General features: G+C 42.1%; 15 protein-coding genes. 3 read left to right on the top strand and 12 right to left on the bottom strand.

The window, feature by feature from the left end; all coding sequences use genetic code 11:
- Positions 1-15: 15 nt before the first annotated feature.
- Genes ACNOGP_RS03430 through ACNOGP_RS03415 form a run of 4 tightly spaced genes read right to left on the bottom strand, consistent with a single transcriptional unit; the run spans position 16 to position 7,786 of the window.
- Entirely contained in the window at positions 16-2,169 is a 2,154-nt protein-coding gene (locus tag ACNOGP_RS03430; protein ID WP_418214073.1) for a DUF4838 domain-containing protein, read from the bottom strand.
- Positions 2,144-5,110 (bottom strand): hypothetical protein, encoded by a 2,967-nt coding sequence (locus tag ACNOGP_RS03425; protein ID WP_418214072.1) that lies wholly within the window; start codon positions 5,108-5,110, stop codon positions 2,144-2,146. Before ACNOGP_RS03425 ends, ACNOGP_RS03430 begins: the two co-directional genes overlap by 26 nt.
- Before the next feature lie 23 nt (positions 5,111-5,133).
- Positions 5,134-6,606 carry a glycosyltransferase family 2 protein gene (locus ACNOGP_RS03420; protein ID WP_418214071.1) on the bottom strand — a complete coding sequence of 491 codons (1,473 nt, stop codon included), beginning with the start codon at positions 6,604-6,606 and terminating at the stop codon, positions 5,134-5,136.
- A gap of 7 nt (positions 6,607-6,613) precedes the next feature.
- Entirely contained in the window at positions 6,614-7,786 is a 1,173-nt protein-coding gene (locus ACNOGP_RS03415; protein WP_186966312.1) for a HEAT repeat domain-containing protein, read from the bottom strand.
- Between the two features lie 323 nt (positions 7,787-8,109).
- Between ACNOGP_RS03415 and ACNOGP_RS03410 the strand changes: the two genes are divergently transcribed.
- From ACNOGP_RS03410 to ACNOGP_RS03400, 3 genes are all read left to right on the top strand, one after another.
- A complete protein-coding gene (locus ACNOGP_RS03410) occupies positions 8,110-9,429 on the top strand; it encodes a DUF4842 domain-containing protein (protein ID WP_418214070.1) in 1,320 nt (439 codons plus the stop codon).
- A 120-nt stretch (positions 9,430-9,549) separates the two neighbouring features.
- A complete protein-coding gene (locus ACNOGP_RS03405; RefSeq protein WP_418214732.1) occupies positions 9,550-10,242 on the top strand; it encodes a DUF6250 domain-containing protein in 693 nt (230 codons plus the stop codon).
- A gap of 48 nt (positions 10,243-10,290) precedes the next feature.
- Positions 10,291-13,368 (top strand): chondroitinase family polysaccharide lyase, encoded by a 3,078-nt coding sequence (locus tag ACNOGP_RS03400; RefSeq protein ID WP_418214069.1) that lies wholly within the window; start codon positions 10,291-10,293, stop codon positions 13,366-13,368.
- Between the two features lie 364 nt (positions 13,369-13,732).
- On the opposite strand, the gene ACNOGP_RS03395 is transcribed toward ACNOGP_RS03400, so the two are convergent.
- The 8 genes from ACNOGP_RS03395 to ACNOGP_RS03360 all read right to left on the bottom strand — a co-directional run bounded on the left by ACNOGP_RS03395 (position 13,733) and on the right by ACNOGP_RS03360 (position 25,157).
- Complete coding sequence (locus tag ACNOGP_RS03395) at positions 13,733-14,659, bottom strand: IS3 family transposase (RefSeq protein WP_418214068.1); 927 nt, start codon at positions 14,657-14,659, stop codon at positions 13,733-13,735.
- A gap of 38 nt (positions 14,660-14,697) precedes the next feature.
- Entirely contained in the window at positions 14,698-15,066 is a 369-nt protein-coding gene (locus tag ACNOGP_RS03390) for a hypothetical protein (RefSeq protein WP_270539437.1), read from the bottom strand.
- Between the two features lie 212 nt (positions 15,067-15,278).
- A complete protein-coding gene (locus ACNOGP_RS03385; RefSeq protein WP_418214731.1) occupies positions 15,279-16,535 on the bottom strand; it encodes a DcaP family trimeric outer membrane transporter in 1,257 nt (418 codons plus the stop codon).
- Positions 16,536-16,589: 54 nt separating this feature from the next.
- Complete coding sequence (locus ACNOGP_RS03380) at positions 16,590-17,537, bottom strand: tRNA-dihydrouridine synthase family protein (protein WP_418214067.1); 948 nt, start codon at positions 17,535-17,537, stop codon at positions 16,590-16,592.
- A gap of 262 nt (positions 17,538-17,799) precedes the next feature.
- Positions 17,800-20,400, bottom strand: a complete 2,601-nt coding sequence (locus ACNOGP_RS03375; RefSeq protein ID WP_418214066.1) for a DUF4955 domain-containing protein — start codon at positions 20,398-20,400, stop codon at positions 17,800-17,802.
- Positions 20,401-20,414: 14 nt separating this feature from the next.
- On the bottom strand, positions 20,415-22,355 hold the full coding sequence (locus ACNOGP_RS03370; protein ID WP_418214065.1) for a PL29 family lyase N-terminal domain-containing protein: 1,941 nt from the start codon (positions 22,353-22,355) through the stop codon (positions 20,415-20,417).
- Positions 22,356-22,393: 38 nt separating this feature from the next.
- Positions 22,394-23,410, bottom strand: coding sequence for a DUF5017 domain-containing protein (locus ACNOGP_RS03365; protein WP_143867063.1), 1,017 nt, complete (start codon positions 23,408-23,410; stop codon positions 22,394-22,396).
- A gap of 34 nt (positions 23,411-23,444) precedes the next feature.
- Positions 23,445-25,157: a RagB/SusD family nutrient uptake outer membrane protein gene (locus ACNOGP_RS03360; RefSeq protein WP_418214064.1), complete on the bottom strand. Its 1,713-nt coding sequence runs from the start codon at positions 25,155-25,157 to the stop codon at positions 23,445-23,447.
- Between the last annotated feature and the right edge of the window lies 1 nt (position 25,158).

The raw sequence follows: 25,158 nt of genomic DNA, 5'->3' as shown, positions 1-25,158 counted from the left end.
ACCTTATTTTTACTTTTATGGGACGAATACGATTTCATCTATACCGATTTGGGCTCTTGGCTTGTTCGACCCGGTAATCTTTATACTTACCTGTTCTGCTCCGTTCAAATCTACCGGAGTGGTTGTTTTAACTAATTCGCCCTTTTCAACGGAATCATCCGTCTCCAGATTGATTGTCTTATAGATTGCTCCGTCCTTCGATATTTCGATTTGCCGGGGAGGGTAGAAACGATGTCTGGGAAGATTCAAGAAACTGATATAAATGTTTCCTGTCTTATTGATACCTTTTACAGGCAGACTGATTTCATATTCTTCTTTCGGAAGAGTTGTCCAGCCGCAATGATAATTGCCGGGTAAACCGTGCGTGCTGTCTGTGAGTCTCTTCAACCCATCTTTGTCCGTTGGAGGAGTTGAAGAAGGCATGATGCCGAGAAATAAGTTCTTTTTAATGTCGGAAGCAAGTATATATTGTTCCCATTCCTTTATATAATAGTCGATTTCATCGGCCGATTCATTATAGTACTCCATCCCTGTGAAAGCATGATGTTCTTTGAGTTGGGTAAGCCATTTCCGCGCTTGCGGAGTCGGTTGGATTTGTTTTCCGTTTCGTTGGGCATATCCGTAAGGATCATAACTGTGGTTGCGTCCCATCTCCAGACGTGTATAAGACAAGGCTGTCTGGAGTTCATGGAGCTTTTTACGCTCTTTCCCTTTCGCATCGGAAACATAATCGCCCATTTCATCATAGAATTTGATAAACTTCTCCGGATTGAGGAATGACTGCTCCAATTCTGCAATACCGGCATAGATACCTAACTTCTTACCGGACTGGACGCTGTTTTCCAGGTTAATGTAATAGTCGTACAGCCATTTCTTTGATAGGGGGTACTCTTGATTGAAATAATCTCTGACCAGTTCCTCAACGGGAAGTTCCGGGTTGATGAGAAGTGCCGACAGTACAAAAGTCCTCATTTCATCGAAAGAAGAATAGCTGTATCCGCTTCCGTTGAAGAAAATGCCACTGGCTCCGTTCTGCTTGAAGAACCGGAGTCTCTGCTGGGCTATCTTCAATATGGGGAAGGGTGTCAGATAATCATCGAAGTTGTTGATGTAATCCCATATATAAATGTTCTTCGTAACTTTCTTCCATTGGTTCAGCTGTTGCATAAACTTTTTTTCCTGTGCATTCTTGCCGTCTATCCGGCGGAGTGGAAAGTCTATGGCACTGACAATGATACCTGCATTGGACGGCAACTGTTTGTCCGTAACCTGTTTGGTGCTCAGATAGGCTATGGTAAAAAAGGAATGTTTGGGAAAACGCTGCGATAGCCGGAGTAACAGTTCTGTGACGGCGGGTGTTGCGTTCTTCTCCGTATTCCCCATCGCTGTGCAACTGGCGCAAGTACAGGCGTACGGAGTATCATCCGGAGCAATGACAAAACGAGAACTTCCCTTTTCACCGATATTATCTGCGATATAGCTCTCAATTTGCCGATACATCTCTTCGGAAGAGAAACAAAGTTGTGAGTCGTCTGTCTTACCGTGGATGGTAGCATATACCTTATCTACATTGTCTCCCAATACTTTTCTCAGGTTGTGTCCCCATATACCCCAACTGTCGTCAAAGTTATTGAGTCCCATTACTCCCGTATAATCGGGATTCAGACCGGAAGGGGAATAGATACTTTGATAATCAAAAGCAAACGTACCGCAAGTATCTGTCAGATTGATGATGGCGGGAGGAAGGTCGGAACCGTCGATACGCGGGTCTTCCTTGCTTATCTTTTTTATCAATTGGTATTGCAGCCACAACATTTGTCTGTCATCGGTAGCTGTGAGTTCTATATCCGATCCTTTGATAGCGATCCTGAACCCTTCCTGCAAGGTCGGATCTATGTGTATGATAACACGCCACATTTCCTTCTCCGATACCCCGAAAGCGACCATTTCATCGTCATTTACACGCTTCTTGAGGTGCTCGTACAGGTATTTGGCCCATCGGGTGTCTTTGTCCGTCGGGTCTTCGCCGATTGTGACGAGGTATCCTTCCTTGGAGGCAAATATCTCGGTGCGCGCCTGCATACGGCAGCCGGATAAAAGGCAGCAAACGCATATCATTCCTGCCAGTAGGGGGCATAGCTTATCAGAATGAAATATAGATCTGTGCATAGATATTATATAGGTTTTTATAGCGTGTCGATATCGTTTCTATTCGATGGAGCGGATCCGTTCCCCGCACTGTATTCGTCTGGTTATAATAGGTATTCCAAGTTCCCATCAGGCCGATGGTAATGTTGGGACTGACCATATATTGGCCTCCCAAACCTACCATTGTGTTGGTATGTGAGAAGGAACCGGGCAACGCATAGTCTAATACGGCCGTTTCCGGTGCCGAACCGATACTTGCCATGGCATTGATATTTGTCTTTCCATCGCTGGCAGGGAAATATTTCGCACCGACCTGCGCATTGTAATAGAATTTGGAGTTAAAGAAATGAAGGTCGAGTTTGGCGTTAAGCCGGACCTCTTCGATGGTCTTGGCTACCTCTCCGCCAACGGTGAGCAGGTTTGTTTTCGACTCATCCCATCCGGTGAATATGTAACCGTTTTCTCCGTTGCTGCCGGCAAAGAATTCGTTATTCCACTCATAATGCTTGTTGTAGGCAGCTACCCGTCTGTAGCCGACGTGTCCCGCTATTTCCCAGTCATTCTTGAGATAATGGCGCAATGCTACATCGGCAGTAATGTCCGGGAAGTATTTGGTGGCAAAAGCGGCATTGATCGTAGTGCTCCATTTCGGTGAAAAGTGATGCGTCCATTCGCCTTGTACCTGAATGCCGACTCCGCCCGGCGTCTGTTCCTCCGCCTCCATATTATCGCTTGCCGATCCGCTTCTTCCGGCATAGTTGATGCGTCCGGTATAAGTGTTCTTCCGGTTTTTGCGGGTATATTCGGCTGTGGCAACAGAGGTGATAATATCCTCTTCACCATAGCGGGCACGCAGATAAGTCAGGGCTATCTCATTTTTAAGCATCATGCTTCGTAAACCCGATAAATGCCGTTGGAAAGAGCGATATTCCATGATTGAAGGCTCGTAGAACTTCTGATAATAATATGCGGAATCAGCTTGTCTGTTAGCCTCATACACCACTCCCTTTGTGTACTTCAAAGATTTGTTCTGACTGTCGAAAAGTAAAGCTGTGTCAAGCACCGCAAGGGCTTGCTCAGGTTCTTTCGCTTTTGTCAGTTGCAAAGCGCGGTATTCACTACTTTGCGAGAAAGCGCCTATAATCTCCTTATTACTCGGATATTTGTTGAGTATTGGCTTCAAGAATTCCAGCGAAGCTTCATATTTCTTGTCACGGTCCAATACGGTAGCCCTTTTGGCTTGATAGAATGGCTCTTCCGGATAGAAATTGATACCTTGTGCCGTATATTTCTCGAATTCATCGTATTTTCCCAATAATCCGGACGAGTTGATGGCATAGCGTAGTCCTAAATCACTCGATGGATTCAGGCTAACGAGCTTGACGGCTTCATCGTATGCTTTCTGCGTAGCCCCCGCTTCCATACATTTCTTGATGTAAGGAATTGCCAGTTCCTCGTATCCTATCACGTAGAAAATGCGCATATCCTCATCACTCTGTTCGATGGCAGACAGATAAAGTTGCAGAGCTTCTTCTGTTTTATCCATTTTATCGAGGATAAACGCCCTTTTCAACGTGCCGTTTTCATAATCGGGGAAATGAAGTGTGATGGTATCCAATGTGGCGAGCGCTTCGTTGTAACGCTTCATATTGATATAGCAACTCAGTGCTTTTTCCCATGCGGCACCGTTTACTTCGTTGTCTATATGCCTTTGTGAGACGAATAATACATGAGGCAATGCCTCCGAATACAGGCCGAGTTCCATAAGTCTTTCGGCTTTTTTCATGTGAAGGGAAGACATAGCCAAAGTAATATCGTAATCGTCGGGATACATATCATACAGCTTCTTTAAAGCCGAGTAAGCGAGATCATCCTCATTCATTTGACGATAAAGCATATATTCCTTATACAAGATTCCCTTGTCTGTGTTACCATATTGTTTCTTCGCCTCTCTGATATAGAAGAGTGCGTCATCGGTGTATCCTCTTGTCACGGAGGTATTCAGCAGATAGTCCAATGCTTCCTTATCCTTGTTTCCGCCTTCATAAGCCATTCCGTAGAGTACATAAGGATCCCGTTGCTTTTCGGAGCGGGCGGCTTCCAGCAACAGATTGTTATACATACGCCGTATTGCCGGACTGTTATTTCTTCTCATCTGTTCCTGTACAAATACCAATGCTTCCGGAAAACGTGCCAATTCACCGAGAATTCCGGCTCTTTTGATGATAAGTGCGGAACTTCCGGGAATAGCCGCCAATCCATTGGACGACCATCCTAAAGCGGCTTCCCGGTTACCTTCCTGCAAATGCAGATTGATAATGTCCAGATAAAACTCTTCATTATCGGGAGATATCTTGATGAGCTCGGTCAGTCTTTCGATTGCTTCCTTCCGGTTACCGCCTTTTTTCATCTGGCGATATCCCATTTCCAGACTATATACATAATCCTTCCGTAAAATGGTATCGTTCGGATAAATCTGATTGATACGTCTCAGCAAACGGTCGGCTTCCACATCGTTGTTCTGTTTGCGGTACAACTCAATCTTTCTGCGCCACAATCCGCGCCAATACGGATTTACTTCCAGCAACTCATTTACATAGCAAATCGCACTGGAGTAATTTTCTGTGATGTCTTCGACATCCACCAGCAAATGTTTGGCATTGACATTATTATAATTATCCTCCACCGCTTTGACAAGATGATAACGAGACTGATCGTAGTCTTTCTCGTGGAACCAGTATTTACCCATGAGCCATTGAAGATCGGAGACTTTCGGGTATTTCTGGAGTCCTTCGTCCAACAGCGCTTTCCCCGCTTCCCACTCTTCATTGGCAAAATGCTCCTGTATGATCTGGGCATATTGCTCCGGCGTCTGGAAACCTTTGTCGCTTCCGATGGAAGAGGTTATCAGCAGGAGCAAACAACCTAATATGGTGATCTTATGGAGAAATACACTGTTCATCTTATCTTGTTATTTATACATTCTTATATTGTTGCGGGTTCAGGATTCACATTGGAATCTTCCTCATTGGCATTTCCTTGCTTCTGTTTGAATCCTGCCCGTTCCATCTTCTTCCACTTGAAATCTCTTTTGGTCAGATAACTAAGGTATCCCCTTAAAGAACAGAAAGAGATGATGGGATGGTAGAATATCGGTTCCAATACGGAGGCAATGATGATCCATAAATATTCGTATCCTCTTTTATAAAGCATTCCGACGTAGTAATCGTAAGTGATAACCACGATGGACAGGAATTGGCAGAATACGTAAATGGTCAGGTAAATCATCCATGCCGTATTCCAGTTGACAGCCCCTGTGAAAGCCAGGTAAATGAAAACGCCGAATCCTGTAACCTCAATGATGGGTGCCAAAAATTCAAAGATAAACATATAAGGTAAGGTTAACAGCCCCATCTGTTTATAGGTTTTCTTGAAAATCATCTTGTGATGGACGCTCAATGTCTGGAATAATCCCCGTGCCCAACGGGTACGTTGGCGGTAAAGCATTGCCAGGTTGGGAGGTCCTTCCGTCCAACAGCAGGTGTCCGGTATCTGTACTATCTTGTAAGGCCGGGAGAAGTCGCACATATATCCCACCATGCGGGTAATCATGTCCATGTCTTCCGCAAAGGAAGTACCGTCATAACCTCCTGCCGCAATGGCTACGGAACGGTCAAAAAGCCCGAATCCACCGGAAACATTCGGCATCCCGTTGATGGCCGACCATCCCATCTTACCTATCAGATAGGAACGCATATATTCCAGATTCTGGAAAAGCGGAATAGGGGTACGCGGAGTCTTGACATCAACAATCTGCCCGTCCTTCACTACGCAACCGTTAGCCATCAGCATGGTTCCGCTCACGGCAATCACTTGTTTGTCAGAAGATATAATCGGTGAAATACAACGGTACAATGCATACTTTTCCAGAATACAATCCACATCCGTACAGATAAAATAAGGATAGGAAGAAGCGTTGATACCTGCGTTGGAAGCGTCCGCTTTCGTTCCTCCGTTCTCTTTATCGACAACGATGAGGCGGCTGTATTTCGGATTTGTAGACTTCAGAAGCCTTTTGAACGGTTTGGTCTTGATTCGTTCGATGTATGCGTATGGTACTTCTATCAGTTCATAATATTCGGTAATTTTCTCCAAAGTCTTGTCTGTACTACCGTCATTCACGATAATAACTTCGAAAACTGGATATTCGAGGGCAAGCATCGAGTTAATATTGTCGATAATAGTCTTTTCTTCGTTGTAGGCAGGGGCAATGACCGAAACACCCGGTGTATAGGGAGATTCTTTGATAATTTTCCGCACATAACTTTCCACATAGTAGTCTTTTCTCCGTTTCAAAGAAATGAAAGAAAGGAAAGCGAATACGATAAAAGATATCGCCAGCATACTCGTATAAAAGAATACGAAATAATTGAAGAAGGTAAATAGTATATCTTTCATATTCTTTTTATATTAACTGGTTAATAAGCGGGTGTTTTGTATGAGCGAATAAGATCGCTGTATGAGAATCGGCTTTTCTCTCCAATTGATCGAATGTTTTCCTGCCCATAGCACTGTAATCGTAAAGGGCTTTCAGAATCACTCGCTTTGTTCCCCAATTGTCAGCGTCATCGTAAGCATTGTACAGGAATCCTAAGGCCTTATCAGTTTTCAAGTCTGCAATAGCTGTGATAATCTGCCGTTTGACTTCTTCGGGCTGTACATTGTACATCTCAATTAGCTTCGGTTCTACCTCTTTGTACTTAAGTTTACCTAACGTCTTTATTGCCTCGCTTCGTATTTCTACAGAACGAGCATTGATTTGCTTGGCGAGAGTCGGAGCACTTTCTGTTTCATTATAAAGTCTGATTTCATTAATGAAGAATATCTTCACATTTTCTTCAGCCGAAGTATTTACCCATTTAATGAAACTAGGCGTATTGTAGCCTACTTTCCGGCGGTGTTCGAGGATAGCATGTAATTCCATCATATCCCATTGCCTTAGCTTCATGCTGATATCTTCATCGAAGAAACGGAACGGGTTTCCCTGACTTAGCCACATATATGTATAGCGTGCCGAATTCCTTAGCTCTATTTTACGGTGATAAAGGAAACGCACCAATACTGCTTCAGAGGCATATCCATTGATGGATTGAATGATTTTCAGGGCTTGTATCTTGGCTCTCTTAGCTCCGAATTGAAGTTCATGTTCAAGGAAACGGGTTATTTGGAATACAGTTTGTATCGAATGGTAGTTCACTTCATTGATTTCATTCTCATGTGCAGTCTTTATCTCGGTCAGCAGTTGAGTAATGATACGAAGCTCGTTGGGCTTAGGACGCTTTTTGGTATCATACTTCAGTCTGTCAGCTATCTCTTCCTCACTTATTGTGCTGGAATCTAAAGAGATAGATAGCATATCTTCATAGTATTTGTCGTAAGCCTTTTGGTATCTACGTTTTTCTTTCTTTCTATTGAATATACCATATATGATATGTAATAAAAGAAATAGGTACGCAATGATGCAGAACATTACAGCAATCGAACATATTCTTATTATTAAAGGATAGCCAATAAACTTGTAATATATCCAGTAGAAATAATATTCTATGTAATCTATGCCATATAATACTTGCTCCATTTCTTTTGATATATTTAGCCAAAAACTTGTATATTCAAAACGAAATCCTTACATTTGTTGTATGGAATGTCTTGTCTTATGCAAATATAAGAAATAACTTGTATATATTATCCATCGCCGATGAACAAGGCTTTTGCGGTAAATTTTATAGCTACTTGTTATTTTCGATGGAAAGGGAAGAAATTAAAGATAAGCAAGGCTGTTATATGATTTGATGTTAAATATTTTTGTGATTAGTTAACAGAAAAAGCTCGCTTATGGATGGCATAAAGCGTGATTTCAATTGAGAAAAGGAAGATGAACAGTTATTAAATTTGAGAATTATGATGAAAATTAGAAGTTTGATGTATGTCCTTATGGGGACATTTACCATTGTTGCCTGTACAAACAGTGACAATGAAGCAACAACGGGAGATAGTCCTACGGACAAGATCTCTACGGGATTTGACTGGGCGACAAGCCGTACAGTCTCGGTATCTATAACATCGGCTAACAAGACACTTGTTTCTTTATATTCTGATGCGGAGTGTAAAATACCTTTGTTGGAGAATGCTCTTGTAGAAGGTGAAACAACTGTGGATTTGAATATTCCGATGCATTCTCAGGCTGTATATGCTAAATATACTGCTATATCAGGCCCTCAGGTACGGACAATTAATTTGAAAGCAGTTACTCGGGCAAATGGTTCTATTAATTTGGAGGATGCAGTAGCGCCAACAAGTGAAGAGGATGCAGGTTTTCGTTTTTATCATAACACAGGAGTTGCTATGTTTGAAGACAACTGGCCGAAGCAATCTAATGGTCCTGACAACGATTTGAATGATGTTGTCATCGAATATGACCTGAAGGTTACCGAGTGCCAGGTAGAAGACTTATTACCTGCACATGGTTATAAGGAAGGGTTGTTGCTTACTTTGGATCTTCGTGCCAAAGGAGGATATTATCCGACGAAGTTGGGTGTGGAGTTGATTGGACTTGATAAGAAGTATATCAATGAGATTACTTCTCGTATTCTTTGGAAAGGAGGACAAGGTACGGAAGAGGAAATAGCTAGAAAAGAAACTAGGGATGACTTTGTTGAGGTAAATACGGATACTTATAAACTGACTGTCGATGTAAAAACAGGTAATCCGGTGATTATGTTGGATGGCTTGTCCGCACTTGGTGATAAACAGAATTTCTTTCAAACAACAGAAGGTTATATTGTCATAGGAAAACCGATGTTACGTGCTGAAATTAAGTTTGCCGGTAAGAATCGTTCTGAAATTACTGATAATGAAGGAAAAACTCAACTGGAAGCTTATAGAAACTTGATTCTGGATACAAAGAAACAAAACTTCTTTATTGTGACGAATGATAATAAAGAGATTCACATGAAAGGATATGAGCCAACTCGTTTCTATACAAATTATGATGTTGATGCAGCAAAAGCTGATGTTGAAATGATAAATGGTATTCCATATTGTAATAAGAACGGCTTCGTTTGGGGGGTAAAAGTACCTGTGGGTGTGAAGCATGCATACGAAAGAGTGCCTTTTGCCGAAGCTTATCCTCAGTTTACTGAATGGGCACAAAGTAATGGAGCCCAGAATAAGGGTTGGTATTTAGCACCATTAGATGGAAAAGTAGTAGAAGCTTGGTAAGTAATACAAATGCATACCCAATACGTTATTTGAGGTATTTTGTACAATTTGAACCCCTCTTTTTTCGAAAAGAGGGGTTTCTTTGTATCCGAAAGAATGATCTTTAAACTAATACCGTAAATAATGAAACGATTTTTTATTAGCTACAGTCTGATTACTTTTCTTCTTTTGGATAGTGTGGTGCTTTTTGCGCAACATACTAGCGTCTTTGCGAAACAGTGGAAAATAGAAGATGAATCCCATGCTTTACAGATAATAGAACATGCCGATACATTGGAACTGATTGTTCCGGGTGGGTTGACTCTATGGTCCTCACAGCGTCTGACGGGTGATTATGAGATCAGTTACCATATCTGTATGGTGATGAAAGGGGGAAGGCACGATCGTCTGAGTGATTTGAATTGCTTTTGGGCTGCCAATGATCCTAAACATCCCGACGATCTTTTTGCTCGCAGCCAGTGGCGCAACGGTGTCTTTAAGAACTATAATACATTGAACCTTTTTTACGTTGGATACGGGGGAAATGATAATTCCACCACCCGTTTCCGACGTTATAGAGGAGAATATTATGGTATCGCAGATGATAAAGTCAAACCGTTATTGAAGGAGTATACTGATGCACCGCATTTGCTTGTACCCAATAAATGGTATGAAATCCGGATTCGGGTAGAAAAAGGAATGACCACTTATGCGGTGAATGGTGAAGAATTATTCCGCTATTCCCTCACCGGAAACGAAGGAGACGGACATTTCGGTCTGCGCCTTTTGCAAAACCACGTGTTGTTTACTGGCTTTAAAGTGACTTCTTTTTGAGACTGTTTATACCGCGCATATAGAAACCTAAATAAGATATAAATACCCATGATGAAACAACTCTTTACCAGATTACGGGTGATTACCCTATTCTCATTTTTGTGTTCAGCATTTCTTCATGCGCAAGTCGTGACCGACGAGCGGATGTTCTCTTTTGAGGAATCGAAGATTCCGGATTACATAACAGGTGTCAATTCGCAACTCTCTATTTCCGATACACATTATAAAGACGGAAAACATTCGTTGAAATGGACCTTTGAGCCCGGAGGGGTATTGGAATTGAAGAAGGATTTAAAGTTTGAAAAGAAAGATCCGACAGGTAAAGATTTATATCTTTCCGCTTTTATAATATGGGTGTACAATGAGGAGCCTCAGGACGCAACAATTGAGTTTGAGTTTTTGAAAGATGGCAAGAAATGTACTTCGTTTCCTTTCGGAATCAATTTCAGCGGTTGGCGTGCTGCATGGGTTTGCTACGAACGGGATATGCAGGGTACTCCGGAAGAAGGGATGAATGAGCTTCGTATTGTTGCTCCGAATGAAAAAGGAAGCCTTTTCATCGATCATTTGATCACTGCGACAAAGGTAGATGCCCGTCAGCAAACAGCCGACTTACAAGTCCCTTTTGTCAATGCCGGAACTAATAATCATTGGTTGGTTGTCTATAAACATTCATTGTTGCAGCCGGATATCGAACTGACTCCGGTGAACGATGCGCAAAAAAAAGAGATGAAGTTGCTGGAGAAGCGTTTCCGTGACATGAATTATACAAAAGGTAAAGTATCGGATAAAGAGATACAGACTATCCGCAAGAAATATGATTTCTATCAGATTACCTATAAGAATGGCAAGGTTTCGGGGGTACCTATTTTTATGGTACGTGCTTCGGAGGCTTATGAACGCATTATACCGAATTGGGACAAAGATATGCTGACTAAGATGGGTGTGGAGATGCGTGCTTATTTCGACTTGATGAAGAAAATTGCCGTTGCCTATAATAATAGTACGGCGAAGCCGGAAGTTCAGAATGAAATGAAGAAGAAGTTCCTGGCAATGTATGACCATATTACCGATCAGGGGGTGGCATACGGTAGTTGTTGGGGAAATATTCATCATTACGGGTATAGTGTCCGTGGTCTGTATCTGGCTTATTTCCTGATGAAAGATGTGTTGCGTGAGGCCGGTAAGTTGCAGGAAGCCGAACGTACCTTGCGTTGGTATGCCATCACTAATGAAGTATATCCGAAGCCGGAAGGTAACGGTATCGATATGGATTCATTCAATACACAGACTACCGGTCGTATAGCAAGCATTCTGATGATGGAAGATACTCCTGAAAAGTTACAATACTTGCGGTCCTTTTCCCGTTGGATAGATTACGGGTGTCGTCCGGCTCCGGGATTGGCTGGCTCGTTTAAGGCGGATGGGGGTGCTTTCCATCATCGTAACCTTTATCCGGCTTATGCCGTCGGTGGTTTAGATGGAGCGACTAATATGATTTATCTTTTCAACCGGACAGAATTTGCTATCTCTGAACTGGCGCATGAAACAGTTAAGAATGTGTTGCTTGCCATGCGTTTTTATTGCAATAAACTAAACTTCCCATTGGCCTTGTCCGGTCGTCATCCCGATGGAAAAGGAAAATTAGTGCCGATGCATTATGCAATGATGGCTATGGCGGGAACCCCCGATGGAAAGGAGGAATTTGACAAGGAAATGGCAGCCGCTTATCTGCGCTTGGTGTCCGGCGCTTCTTCCGATGATCAAGAACCGGAGTATATGCCGAAAGTATCCAATGCGCAAGAGAAAAAGATTGCAAGGCAGCTTGTAGAGAAAGGTTTCCGCCCTGAACCCGATCCTCAAGGAAATCTGGCGATGGGCTATGGCTGTGTCTCGATACAACGTCGCGGTAACTGGTCAGCAGTGGCGCGCGGACATTCCCGCTATCTTTGGGCGGCTGAACATTATCTGGGACATAATCTTTATGGTCGTTATCTGGCACATGGAAGTTTACAGATTCTTACCGCAATTCCGGGACAGACTGTGACGCCTGCTACCAGCGGATGGCAACAGGAAGGTTTCGATTGGAACCGTATGCCGGGTGTGACTTCCATTCATCTTCCACTTGGACAGTTGAAAGCGAAAGTGATGAATGTGGATACATTCTCCGGTATGGAAGAAATGCTTTATTCCGATGAGGCTTTTGCCGGCGGACTGTCACAACAGAAAGAGAATGGAAACTTCGGTATGAAGCTGCATGAACATGATAAGTATAACGGAACCCACCGAGCACGCAAATCCTTCCATTTCATCGGTGAAACAATCGTTTGTCTAGGCTCGGATATTGAAAACGCCAATGCGGAATATCCTACTGAAACCACTATATTCCAATTAGCGGTAACCGACAAAGCGGGACATGATTATTGGAAAGGTTATCAAGGTGAAGGTAAAATATGGATGGATCATCTCGGAACCGGATATTATGTACCCGTTACGGCTCGTTTTGAGAAGAAGTTCCCGCAACATTCCCGTATGCAGGATACCGCTAAGGAGACGAAAGGGGATTGGGCATCATTGGTTGTCGATCATGGAAAAGCCCCTAAAGGTGGAAGTTATGAGTATGCTGTTCTTCCGCAGACAAGTACGGTTGCCTTGCAAGCGTTCGCCAAGAAGCCTGCATATAAAGTTCTCCAACAAGACCGTAATGCCCACATCGTACAGTCTTTATCGGACAGTATTTATTCTTATGTACTGTTTGAAACTCCACAAGCGTTGCTTCCCGGTGGATTATTGCAGCGGACGGATACTTCGTGCCTGGTTATGATTCGCAAAGAATCTCCGGAAAAGATGTTGTTGACCGTATCGCAACCGGATTTGGCATTGTATCGCGGTGCAAGCGACGAGGCTTTTGATAAAGACGGAAAGCGGGTAGAGCGAAGTATCTATTCCCGCCCGTGGATTGATAACGAGAGTGGTGAGATTCCGGTAACTGTAACGTTGAAAGGACAGTGGAATATAAAGGAAACTCCGTTCTGTAAAGTACTCTCCGTTGACAAGAAGCAAACAGTACTCCGCTTCGCTTGCAAAGATGGTGCAAGTCTTGAAGTCATGCTGGAGAAGCGGTAGTTCCCTACGTTGAAAACTTTGGTTTCCTGCCTTGCAACTTTAGTTTCAAGCGCATGAAACTGAAGTTTCTCACCGGTGAAACTAGAGTTTCTTACCGATGAAACCAAAGTTTCCGCGTATGGAAACTAAAGTTTCTAACGGCTGAAACTGTATAGCTCTGTGGTTTAATGTTTTTAGTTGACCACTTTAAGGCTTATTTTCAAAGTCGGTTGACTCAGTTAATACTTATTTTTATTACAAGTTGACGCTCTTTTTCGCTATTTGCTATTAAGGTTGACTTTAAAAAATATCAAACAATAGCGAGGAGATTATCTTAGGGTATGATTCCTCTCTCCCTGCGGTTGTGTAGGACATTCTTTGTGGGTCAATGCAAAGTTAGTGATATTTCCCTAAGTTGCAACCTCTTTGATGGCTTTCTCGCGGTAACTGATCCATCTTTTTTTATTTCTCCAACCTGCTTGCCCGCCTCTGTCGGCGTCATTCCGTCCAGACTCATGTGAGGCCGTTCGTTGTTGTAGAAGTCTATGGCGGCTTCGACGGCAGCTTTCACCCCGTGGATGCTGAAAAATTCCATATCCTTGAGCAGTTCGTTTTTGATGGTATTGTTTACCCTCTCGGCCACAGCGTTGTCCTTCGGATCCCCAGTTTCAGTCATGCTGATCTTGATGCCGAGGCTCTTCAAGCGACCGGTGTATTCGTAGCTGGCGTATTGCACGCCACGGTCAGAATGATGGATGAGAGAGTCTTTCAGGACTTTGACATCCTTTATACGTCTCAGGGCCATCTCCAGAGCCTCCATCGGGTATAGAGTTTCCAATGTTGCGCCAACGCTGTAACCGACAATCTCCTTGCTGTAACAATCTGTAACCAGTGACAGATAGCAGAAATCATATAGACCCTTTTCCGGTACAGTCCAGAATGGTATATAGGTAATATCGCTTACCCATAACTGGTTGGAGGACTCAGGGATGAGCCGTCGTGTCAGGTCGGGATAGGTAGGATAGGCATGATCGGAGTTCGTGGTGCGGGCGCGGCGCTTCTTCTTGCGTACCTTGAGGTTGTACTTCTCAACGATGTCGTAGAAATGATTGTAGCCCACACCGTGATCTTTACCAAACTTCTTGTTGTACATCTCCCATAGCTTGCCCCCGCCTATACCGGGATCTTTACCGCGGATTTCCCTGATATACTCCACGCAGAAAGCCTCTTCGGCCAGTCTGGACATCAGGGTGTCCACATGTTTGTAATAGGCTTGTTTGCTCTTACCAAGCAGTCCACACAGCGACGTCACAGGATAAACCCTGACATCGCGTGTGTGAAGCCTGCTGACTACTTGGTGCCAGCTTTTTTTAAGTCAATGCCATATACTTCCTTACCGAAGTTGACCATCTCTTCATAGAAGTCGGCACGCAGCTTCTCTGTTGCCAGTCGCTTCTTTAATAATGCCACTTCCTGCTTGAGCTTGTCATAATCTGCCGGAGTGACATCCTTGCCTTGTTTCTTCATCTCTTCAGCGATTTGGGGATTACAGGACTCAAAGGTACGAAGAACTCGATAGAAAGAAGAACGGGAAAGACCTGTTTCCTGAAAAATATCCGCTTTTGATTTTTTGTTGACATAATACATCTCATAGATGTGATGATGCATTTTCACCCGCTCCAAGGCAGATGACAGACGTAATGTTTGATCCTTTTCCATAATTGGGATTTTAGGAGTCAACCTATTTTAAAACAAGACACTCCTTCCGCATAAAATTGACTGTAATAAGCTGGCAACGTGTGACAGCAGTTCCTTCTGTCACATTGCCATCACACACTGCTGTCACAGTCTTACAGGTTTACTATCAATGCTTTATCCCCTTTTATGTGACGGATGACAGCAGATGGATGAGTTTAACTTTATGAGAGAGGTTAGAACATGAACATGGCAACCGCTACGATACGGTTATTGCATACAGCATGCGCATCTTTAATTTTCCCGTTCATTGGGTTGAGAGAACCATACCATGCTGTGCTTAACGTATACTCCAGTCCGAACTTCCAGTGAGGAACATTATAAGTCAGTTCTGCACCCGCCGTTACCAATTGGTCGAGATTTGTACCTGTTCCGTAAAGTTGTGCCTTTCCATTCGGAGCATATAATTCGTCGCTTGTTCCCAAGTTCTTGGCGTATCCGACGAAAATTCCCGGTTTCCACTTTTTTCCATAGACAAGGTTGAACCACGAGCTGGAAACACGAATTGGAGTGTACTTCTGTTCTCCTGTACGTTCATCGATAGATTCAATACCGAATCCACCGAGCCCGGAAGCCTGTGTAAGGTTGGAACCCAAAACGCTTTTGGCTGCGATAAACCAATCTTTATTGGTATATTTCATGTGAGCCTCATAGGATAAAGTAGTGATTCGTTCGTCTACCTTGAATCTCTTCCCATTTCCACCGATAGCTTCCTTTCGTGGTTTCATTGACAGCATTTCGATTCCCGCACCAATCAGGAATCCTCCGTTTTTATAATCAGCTCCTACGTAAATTTCCGGAATACAGCCGTTTTTCAAGTATTCGTGGCTCTTTTTACTCTTAGTGGGTTCATCGGGATTGATACCTTGCGAGGTATATTGGGATTGCCATACGGCAGCTCCTGTCAGTTGGAAGTTCTTATTAGTATAGCGGTAACGAATTTGCGGTGCACGGCTGAATGGCTGGAAGGGTGCTCCGACAGAAAGATTCAGAATCTGCGGAGAAACATCTCCAAATAGTGGATGCCAAGTTTGACCGAGCAATAAGGCCGATTTCCCCCAATCCAGATTGAGATAAGCATGGCGCAGGCGGACTACCGAATAAGAAGTACCGGTACCCCGAAAGTCGGCTTCTATTTTGGCGGAAGTCTTGGCTGTCCCCAGTTTAGGACCGGCCACGTCTACTCCCAGACGTGAATATAAAGTATAGAAGTTGCTGCTTGGCGTTCCATTCAAGTCATTTCCGTCTTCGTCACGTACTTTATCTTTCGGATACATATAAAATAATCCGTCTACGGTTTCTTCATTGGCGCGACTGTTGTAGTAGAGGTCGGTGCGAATCTGGCCGTAAAATTTGAACTTGAAGTCCTTTATTTGAGCAAAACTGCCCGATACCATCATCAGGCAAAGAAAGATTAGAATGTATTTTTTCATCATGTGTTTGTTTATAGACGGGCGCAAAATTACAAAAAATAACCGTCAATTAACTTATCGTTGACCAAAAAAGCTAAGAACGGCTTGGTTGTACTTCTGGAGTGTGCCGCTTTTATGGATTGCTTTTAGCGATTTCCGGTCTGCTTCAGGCGCCAGGTATTCCCAGAAGGTTTTCATTTTATTGAGCAGTTGCCCTTCCCCTCCTTCCAATTGTGCGGCATATTGGCTGTATACGGATGTGTGCATGGAGTGTAGTTTGTTCCTCATTTCATCGGCGGATAGTGTACGGTTCTCTTTGTATTCCAGTGCCAATGCCGGATTGGCTAGTAATCCCCGTCCGATCATTATTCCCGCCAGCATGGGAAATTGCTCTTGGATTCGCAGGATATCTTCCCGTCTTTTTATATCACCGTTATAAATAAGCGGATGTTTGCAGACGCTTTGAAAAGCGGCAAAGCCTTTGAGGTCTACGTCTCCTTTATATTGCTGTTTGCCCAGGCGGGGATGCATCGTTACCTGTTTTAGAGGAAGGTCGTTTAATAGGGGAGCGATGGCGAGACACTCCTCCGGATTTTCCCAGCCCAATCTCATTTTTACGGAAAAGCGGATTTGCGGGTACTTCACGACTATACCTAATAATGTCTTGACCTCTTCCGGATAAGGAAGTATTCCCGAGCCGTTATGCCGTTTGGCTAAAAGAGGGAAAGGACATCCCAGATTGATGTCTGCTTCGCCATATCCTTTTTCAATGAAAAGGGAAAGAATGGTCTCCGCTTTTTCTGCGGACGGAGCAATCAGCTGAGGAATTAAATGCGGCACATGATTGTTTGCGAAATCAATCTCTCTGACGTCTTTATTCCTGAAACTTTCCTTCTCAATTCGTACAAACGGGGTATAATAAGTGTCTATACCACCGAAAACGGTAGCATGCGCATTGCGGTAAAATGCTTCTGTATAGCCTTGTAATGGGGCGAAATGAATGGGTAGCTGTTGCAGTTCCATCGATCTGATATTATTTTCTCTATTACTATCTCCTTGTTGCACTTGCAAAGGTACTGTATTTATGATTCGGTTAGTGTTATTGTAAAAGAATAATTTAGGGTTAGAATTCAGAAATCTTTCTCTTGTAGATACGGAGGGGGCGTTGAGAATGAAAATGAGAAGAGAAGAACCTCGCGGCCCCTCTCTTCCGGTGTTAAATTGATTAAAGTCTGATTTTCATATACGTTTTTTATCGGTTAGAAAAATTGTGTAGACACAAAGTCTATTTTATAGCGTTTAGCCATCCGGGTACATATCCCAAACGACTTTGAAGTTGTGCTTCATATAATGATTCTGGAGTTACTTTTGCTCCGATACTTTCTTCATAAGAAAGTTGGCTCTTATCTTTGAATGTAATAGTCCCTCCATAGAGACCGACTACAATAGGCGGGTAAATCTTCCACCATTTGTCATTAGGCAACCACCACGAGAAGCTTCCTGAATGTTCGTCAGTACCTGTCACATTCAGATTCCATAGAGTAAGATCACTTAAATGGTTGGGTACTTCATTTTCATCTCCTCCAGCTCGATAATATACAAGCCCTCCACTACAATTATCAATCAAAGTGGCTCTTGGTTGAGTAGCGTGAGCTTCAAAACAGGCGTCACTGCCCCAAGTGACGTTCCAAAGAACAGTGCCGATACTTGGTTTTGATACGCCACATCCGTGGAACTGCCCTTGACACTGCTTGCCTTTGCTGTCCTTTCCGGCACTTTCATCACGAACTTTACCGATAAAAATGCGTGAAGAACCTTGAGCACGTACAGCGGAATGGCCACGATAACCGCTGATGCGGATATTATAAGCGGAGCAGTTGGCTGATTCTGCCAACGATAATGCTTCGCTGACACTTTCGAAGTTAACATTACGAACCCATGAGTTGACTACACGATTTAACACCAGTGGTTTATATGCACCGTCATATTGCCAGCCAAATTGGTTCTTATCTACGTTATAGTCGTCGCCATGATGTGAAAATCCGTCTAAAGCTTTGCCAATAAATGAGAGATCTTCCACTCCTACATTTTCCATATACTTGTATTCACGGATCTCCCATCCTCCTACGTCATTGTATGCTATATCAATGTCATGCATGATAGGTTCGTAGAAAGTCACAGAAGTTCCACTCACACTTTTTACTTGATGAAACTCGGTGATTTTTACGCCATAGCTGTCGTTTGTATCCATATAGGTTGGATTCTTTGCAATAGCCCAACTGTTATTGATCGTCATTGGACCGATTTCACTTTGTACGAGATCTCTATTGCCACTACGTAAACGTAGTTGTACCCAACTACCACTTTTGATATTCGTTGTTCCATCTACTTTTATAGTAAATGTTCCTCGTGTTGCGTTCTCGGTAACTGATGCTAGTTTCTTTGAATTATTCGGATGGTTGGGGCTGTTGGTATGCTTTATAGTCAATAATGCAGGAGATGAACCTGTATTGGTGACGCTGGTTGGTAAGTTTGGGGTTTCCATAATCAGACGTGTTTTGCTCGGTCCGTCTCCTTTAATGACAAAGTTTCCGGCATAGATTTCAATACCTGTGCTGACGTTATTATTTTTAGAGTCGAGAGCGTCCTGTTGTTTATCAGGATCTTTCTTATTGTCATCGTCATTATGCAATACATAGTCACCAGCGGGAAAATAGATAACGACTCTTGCGTTTGGTTTGATGGCTGATGTATTCTTGGTTCTTGTCATATCGTTCTCTTCTAGAATATCAATCAGTGCTTGCCGGGCATTCATCTTTTTATCCGTCATCCGTTCTTTTACGTTGAACACTTTGTATCCTAAAGAAAATGCGCCTTGCGGCGCACTTTCTCCATGATTATATCCAGCATACGAGTAGTCGAGCAATACATTTTCATTTCCTGTTTTAAACCTTTGCCAGGCAGTTGCCGAATTGGCATCTATTTCTGTTGTGAGCAATTTTACCGGTAGTTTGACAACTCGGCAATAGCCTTCTTTCGAAAATATTTTGATGTATATTAGCTCTTCATATTCTTTATTTTGCACGTTTGTTGCAGGAGCTGTTACAATCAATTCCGTTTCAGTCAGTTTGATACCCCATGTATTGTTTTCAATGACAGCTGTTTCTACATTGGCCTGTTGCACATTAAAACGTTGTTCTTGTTTCAGCCCGAAAGTAACGGTACCACTGTGTTCAATGGTTAGATAGAAGTCCTTACCGTAAATGGGTACCGTGACTTGACTTTCGTCAGCACGTATAGTAAAAGTTGCTTCTCCTGTAGCTTCGTCAATTTCTACGTTGCTGAATATAGAACTTGCACTGGATGCTGCCACTGTTCCATCAGCAATCTGATCATTTCCTAATAGTTCCCAAGTTGTTCCGCCATCAACTGAAATTTCCCAAAAACCTTTTGCACTTACTCGCATTTGGGGAGTTACCCCTGCGTCTCCGGTTTCAGGATAGGCACTGATAGGATTTTCCTCTTTATCTTTTAGTTCTGTTGTTATACCATTGATTGTATAAGTCCAATTCCCGTCTGTATTTACACTGAATAGAGGCATATCGGCCATATCGACTTCTCCACTGTATACAGTAATAGTTTCGCCATTACTTAGTTCCACTGTATAGTTTCCTTGTTCGTCTTTATTGTAGCCGACGATAAGTATTTTACCTTGAACCATCTGTTGATAGTTACTGATGTCTGAGTTCATCTGTTCTATGCTGGCTTCCAAGTTGGCGACTCTGTCTTTCAGGTCATCAATGTCGGAGCGCAAGTCATCCCGTTCGTCGCACGAGTAAAGTGCGACGAGTAGGCTGATACATATTAATGATATTACTTTTTTCATATCTGTCATCGGTATTAGTTGATGGATGCACCATATTGGGCATATTCTGCACTAGGAATGAAGATACCTTTGTCGAGGTCGAAGGTGCCGCTGTCGAAAGGATTAGAAGTTGCGGATTTTAGTTCTTCTGCTCCAGTAAAAGGTAGTTTACCTCCAAAGAACATCTGCCATGTATTATTCATTGTTTTGTAAAGAAGATTATTCGCACAAGTCCCTTTTTCTGGAGTAGTAGTGTTGGAGCGTACGATTACGACATTAGTGTCATCTCCTTTTGTCGTATTTGTCCAAAATATGTTATTGTTTATTGATATTTCTGATAAATTGCCAATATTGATATAGCCACCAGTTGTAGTTTCGAGATTGATAAATGTATTATTTTCTAGAGTTAGACTATTTATACCAGAATTTTGTCCATTGAATAGAACAAATTGTGTAACTTTATTAGATGGACAATAAAATATATTGTTTCTTATTGTAATATTATTGTAATCTTGGTTTTTATTAGTACTTGTATTAATTACAAATTGTTGTGTAGTGGATGAAAGGTTGAATATACAATTCTCTATACTAAAATCAGCTATGCTTCGTTTGTCATTCGTTATAGCAGATAAAGGTTTTCCTGTTAAAACGACTTGACATTGATCAAATGCAACATGGCTAAAGGATTCATCTGCATAAACAGTGAATAAATAATTGGTAAATGTAGGAGCTGCTTTAAATATGATATTCTTGCATAAGAAATGTCCAGTATCACTGTTTTGTCTAAGTCGAATATAGTTAGTTGAGACTTCTACTGTACTAATAGTTTTGGGATTGTCTCCTATAAATAACAAGTTCAAAGCATTAACAGTGCTACTGTATGTGAGAGTGACTCCTTCTTTAATAAAATAAGTTCCAGGAACTTCAATTGTCCTGTTTGTATCAATGAATTCTGCATCTGGGAATTTTGTATTGTTAACTTCGATACCATTTACTGTAAATGTGGCTCCACTTTTATATAGTTCCCAATAACTATCGATGATTTGTACGGCTTTTACTTGAATCTTAGCAACTGCCCAGCTTGCATTTGTATTAGCTTGTACTGTAACCTCACAACTGTTATCAGCCGTAGCACGTGTGAGGGTCGCAGCATTTGCCGGAGCCGTTACACTCAATGTCGCTTTGTTAGTACTTTCGTCAATATCACTAACACTTACTGTCCAACCAGCAGGTCCATTTGCTATAATATTTTCTCCTTTAATTTCAATTTCAGTTGTGGCAGTCTTGCCGTAACCAATTTCCCATACTCCATTTTTAAAGCTTTCTGTAGGTTCTACTATTTTACAGATAACATCTTTCACGATAGGAATGGAGATAGGTTCACTTTCTGAAGTTAGCTTGATTACAAAAAAGTCTCCTTCTACCTTAGCTGATTCAAAGAAAGTATCAGTACTTCCTCCTTCACCGGAACTTACGGCAGATACTTTCTCACCATTTTCGTTTTTTACATCTTCCCATGTTGTACCATTATCATAGCTAACTTGCCAGAAACTACCATCTTTGGTAATTTGGAATTTAGGAGTAATACCATCTGTACCCGGAGTTCCTACAGCCTGTACAGGTGTACCGTTTTGTGTGAGTACAACGCCTTCTACTTCCCATTGTCCGTCAGTATTTACGGTTATCTCTGGAATTTTCACTGTTCCTTCAGAACCTTGAGTTAATTTAATAGTAGAACCATCGCTTAAGGTCAATGTATATGTTCCACTTACTTCGTTTACATTCGTAATGCTCTGACCACCTTCAAGCAAGCGCTTGATGGCTGTCATATTATCATTCAACAAGTTGACTTGTGCTTCTAGAGAACTGACGCGATCTTTCAGGTTATCAACATCGTCTCTCAAATCGTCAGTATCGCATGATGCTAGCGCAAATAGCGCGAATGCGGTTAACAGGATTGATTTAAAGTAATTCATAGATATATGTTATTAGTTATTTTATTTATTAGTTATTCTTATTCGACTACATTAATGACTAAATTGCGCGTCACTGTAGATGCATGATCTATATTTGCATTTCTAGCCAAGAATGTTGCGTTGTAAATACCAATTTCGTTATAAGTATGAGTGTAAGAATCCAAAGATTGGGTAATGTCTTTTATCTTTGTTCCTTGATCTGGGGTACACGAATTTACAGCTATTGGATCTGATACTAGCCAACTGTATTTCAAACCAGATCCTATAGAACTGCTTTGTAAGATGAGAGTTCCGGTGCCCACATTATCCAGATTCCATATACCACTTATACCAGCTTCTGAACCGTATTCAGGGTCTCCTTTCATCTTAGCTTGGTCAGAAAGGTTCCATTTGTTTTTCATATTCAAAGGAACAAAACCAAAGGACCCTGCAGAATATTGGGTGGTTTGGCCATTTTTCATTACATCAGTAAAACACATCTGGTCAAAACGGAAAGTGGATTGAGCTGCATTATTTTTTAATCCTCTATAACAAATAGCTAAAGTGACCTTTTTCCCTATATATTCGGATACGTCAATACTATATGATTGAGTTTTGCTGATAGCCGGATATTCATTGACAATCTCTTTCCATCGGCCATCAGTTTCGAACTGTTCTACTAATATAGAATCATTCTCAAAATTGTCTTTAGATAATCCAGGGAACTCATCCGATATATAAACGTGTCTTTCTGTTCCATTTATATTACCGTATTGTAGATTTATAGAGAAGTCAAGACTGACTTTTTCTAATTGAGAGGGATCAATACTGGATCGTTCGCGATACTGATATTTATATCCTTCTTCGCCACTGAAGAAAGATATAAAGTCTGGATCGCCGGATAATAGGAATTGTACGGGAGTACCTTTTTTCACTGTCACTATCTGACCATCGTAACTGGTATTTTCGTTTGTAGCTACAGATACTTGGAGACCTACCTCTTCATCTAAGCCATCCTCACACGCACCAAAGAATAGGCTCGCCAAACATAGAGCTATTAATTTATATGTTTTCATACTTTAATCTGCTTTTATTAGTTGAAACTTGTTATTACCATCCCGGATTATTTTGTGTAATAGCTTTATTTACACTCATCTCCGCATCGGGAATAGGGAAATAATTGTATGTATCTGTAATATTAAAATATGCATATACATTGGTTTGTCCTTGAGGCCAGTTTGCAGCATTTCCTGATTGAGCTTGAGATACCAATGCTTGCATATTGTCTACAAACTCACCCCAACGGATCAGATCAAAACGACGAGTATATTCAAAACAAAGCTCCATAGCGCGCTCGTCTTTTACAGCTTGACGGAATTCTTCCTTTGATAAGGTTTCCGGATACTCTGTGATACCGGCACGTCTTCTAACATCGTTCAAATAAGTATAGGCTAGTTTGGTAGGTGCGTCGTTAGCTTCATTTTCTGCTTCTGCAATCATCAATAGTACGTCGGAATACCGTAGGATCGGAAAGTTGATAGAAGTATAATTCTTATCTTTCTTATCGGCTTCATATTCACGGCGGAATTTTCCACATGGGCGACTGTAATTAGTCGTTTTTGAAGTATTCTCTGTATCTTTATCACCGTATTGATAAGATATCGGGCCATACTGGGCCATCACTTCTGCTTTTTTACCCAATTCAAAAGTACGGCCGGTTACACCATTGTCGGTATACACATAGGTGAACGGAACGATATTCCAATTGAAACGCTCGATGTCGTGATTGTTTATATATAAATTATATAGTTTAGGGGTACTGTAAATGAAGCCATAACAATAGCCCGGATCAGCTTTCCCTACAATGCTACTATTTGAGGAAAAGTCTTTGGCTGGCACTCCGAAGAAGTTACCGATACGACCTTCCGCTTGTGTGTCTGAAGTGTTGTTTCCTGCAAATTCTGCTTCCCAAATACTTTCGTTGGCTGTGGTGTTGTAACGGTTGGCGCATAAGTCGATGAAGAAATCCCAATAGTTTTCAGCGAGTCCATGACCAGCTCCTATCACTTTTTGTGCGTAAAAACTGGCTTGCTCATAATAGTCTTTTGTTTCTGCCTGCGTCGCATTTCTTTTTTCACGATGATATTCTCCAGCACGGAATAGGTAAACGCGAGCCAATATTCCCCATGCGGTCGATTGCGAGATACGTCCCGGCTTGTAAGATAGTTCCGCTGCCGATTTCAAACCGGTTTCTGCGGCGTCAGCCATTTCAGTGACAATAAAGTTGTAGATAGTTTGTCTATCGGTACGAGGGATATCAAGGCCGACAACACTTTGAGTAGAAGAAGTCTTAAACGGAACATCTCCCCAACATTGAACCAAAGTGAAATAGTAGAAAGCGCGCAGAAAACGGGCTTCTGCTATATATTGTGCTTTTACAGCATCTGACATTCCGGTTACGTGGTCGATGTTTTCTAAAAACATATTAGCACGGTTGATACCTGCGTATAATACGTACCAAAGTGCAGTTACAGTTGCATCACTGGTTGTTGCATTGTTACAGATAAGTCCTCTATCAGCAGGACCACGGCTACCCCCATAATGTGACATATCATCTCCTGCAACTAAGTACATATAATCTGCACCGTAAAAAGCTTGCTGAGAGATAGTGGCATATATACCAGTCAAGAAGGAAGCAGCTTCTTCCTCCGTATTGAAATAGTTCTCCGGAGTTAACTTTGTTGGCTCTTTCTCTAGAAATTCGCAGGATGCGAATGTGAAGCCGACCAGTAAAGATATGATTGCTATTTTTAATGTTTTCATA

The organism is Bacteroides difficilis, assembly GCF_048319815.1.
Taxonomy (GTDB): domain Bacteria; phylum Bacteroidota; class Bacteroidia; order Bacteroidales; family Bacteroidaceae; genus Bacteroides; species Bacteroides zhangwenhongii.
Note: the sequence above shows the minus strand (reverse complement) of the source record. Positions and strands in the feature narration are given on the sequence as shown.

Excerpts from the sequence above, each read along its gene's own strand:
- ACNOGP_RS03430 (WP_418214073.1), bottom strand. The coding sequence starts at position 2,169 with ATGCACAGATCTATATTTCATTCTGATAAGCTATGCCCCCTACTGGCA.
- ACNOGP_RS03360 (WP_418214064.1), bottom strand. The coding sequence starts at position 25,157 with ATGAAAACATTAAAAATAGCAATCATATCTTTACTGGTCGGCTTCACA.
- ACNOGP_RS03420 (WP_418214071.1), bottom strand. The coding sequence starts at position 6,606 with ATGAAAGATATACTATTTACCTTCTTCAATTATTTCGTATTCTTTTAT.
- ACNOGP_RS03380 (WP_418214067.1), bottom strand. The coding sequence starts at position 17,537 with ATGGAACTGCAACAGCTACCCATTCATTTCGCCCCATTACAAGGCTAT.
- ACNOGP_RS03390 (WP_270539437.1), bottom strand. The coding sequence starts at position 15,066 with ATGGAAAAGGATCAAACATTACGTCTGTCATCTGCCTTGGAGCGGGTG.
- ACNOGP_RS03410 (WP_418214070.1), top strand. The coding sequence starts at position 8,110 with ATGATGAAAATTAGAAGTTTGATGTATGTCCTTATGGGGACATTTACC.
- ACNOGP_RS03375 (WP_418214066.1), bottom strand. The coding sequence starts at position 20,400 with ATGAAAAAAGTAATATCATTAATATGTATCAGCCTACTCGTCGCACTT.
- ACNOGP_RS03365 (WP_143867063.1), bottom strand. The coding sequence starts at position 23,410 with ATGAAAACATATAAATTAATAGCTCTATGTTTGGCGAGCCTATTCTTT.
- ACNOGP_RS03400 (WP_418214069.1), top strand. The coding sequence starts at position 10,291 with ATGATGAAACAACTCTTTACCAGATTACGGGTGATTACCCTATTCTCA.
- ACNOGP_RS03415 (WP_186966312.1), bottom strand. The coding sequence starts at position 7,786 with ATGGAGCAAGTATTATATGGCATAGATTACATAGAATATTATTTCTAC.
- ACNOGP_RS03425 (WP_418214072.1), bottom strand. The coding sequence starts at position 5,110 with ATGAACAGTGTATTTCTCCATAAGATCACCATATTAGGTTGTTTGCTC.
- ACNOGP_RS03385 (WP_418214731.1), bottom strand. The coding sequence starts at position 16,535 with ATGAAAAAATACATTCTAATCTTTCTTTGCCTGATGATGGTATCGGGC.
- ACNOGP_RS03370 (WP_418214065.1), bottom strand. The coding sequence starts at position 22,355 with ATGAATTACTTTAAATCAATCCTGTTAACCGCATTCGCGCTATTTGCG.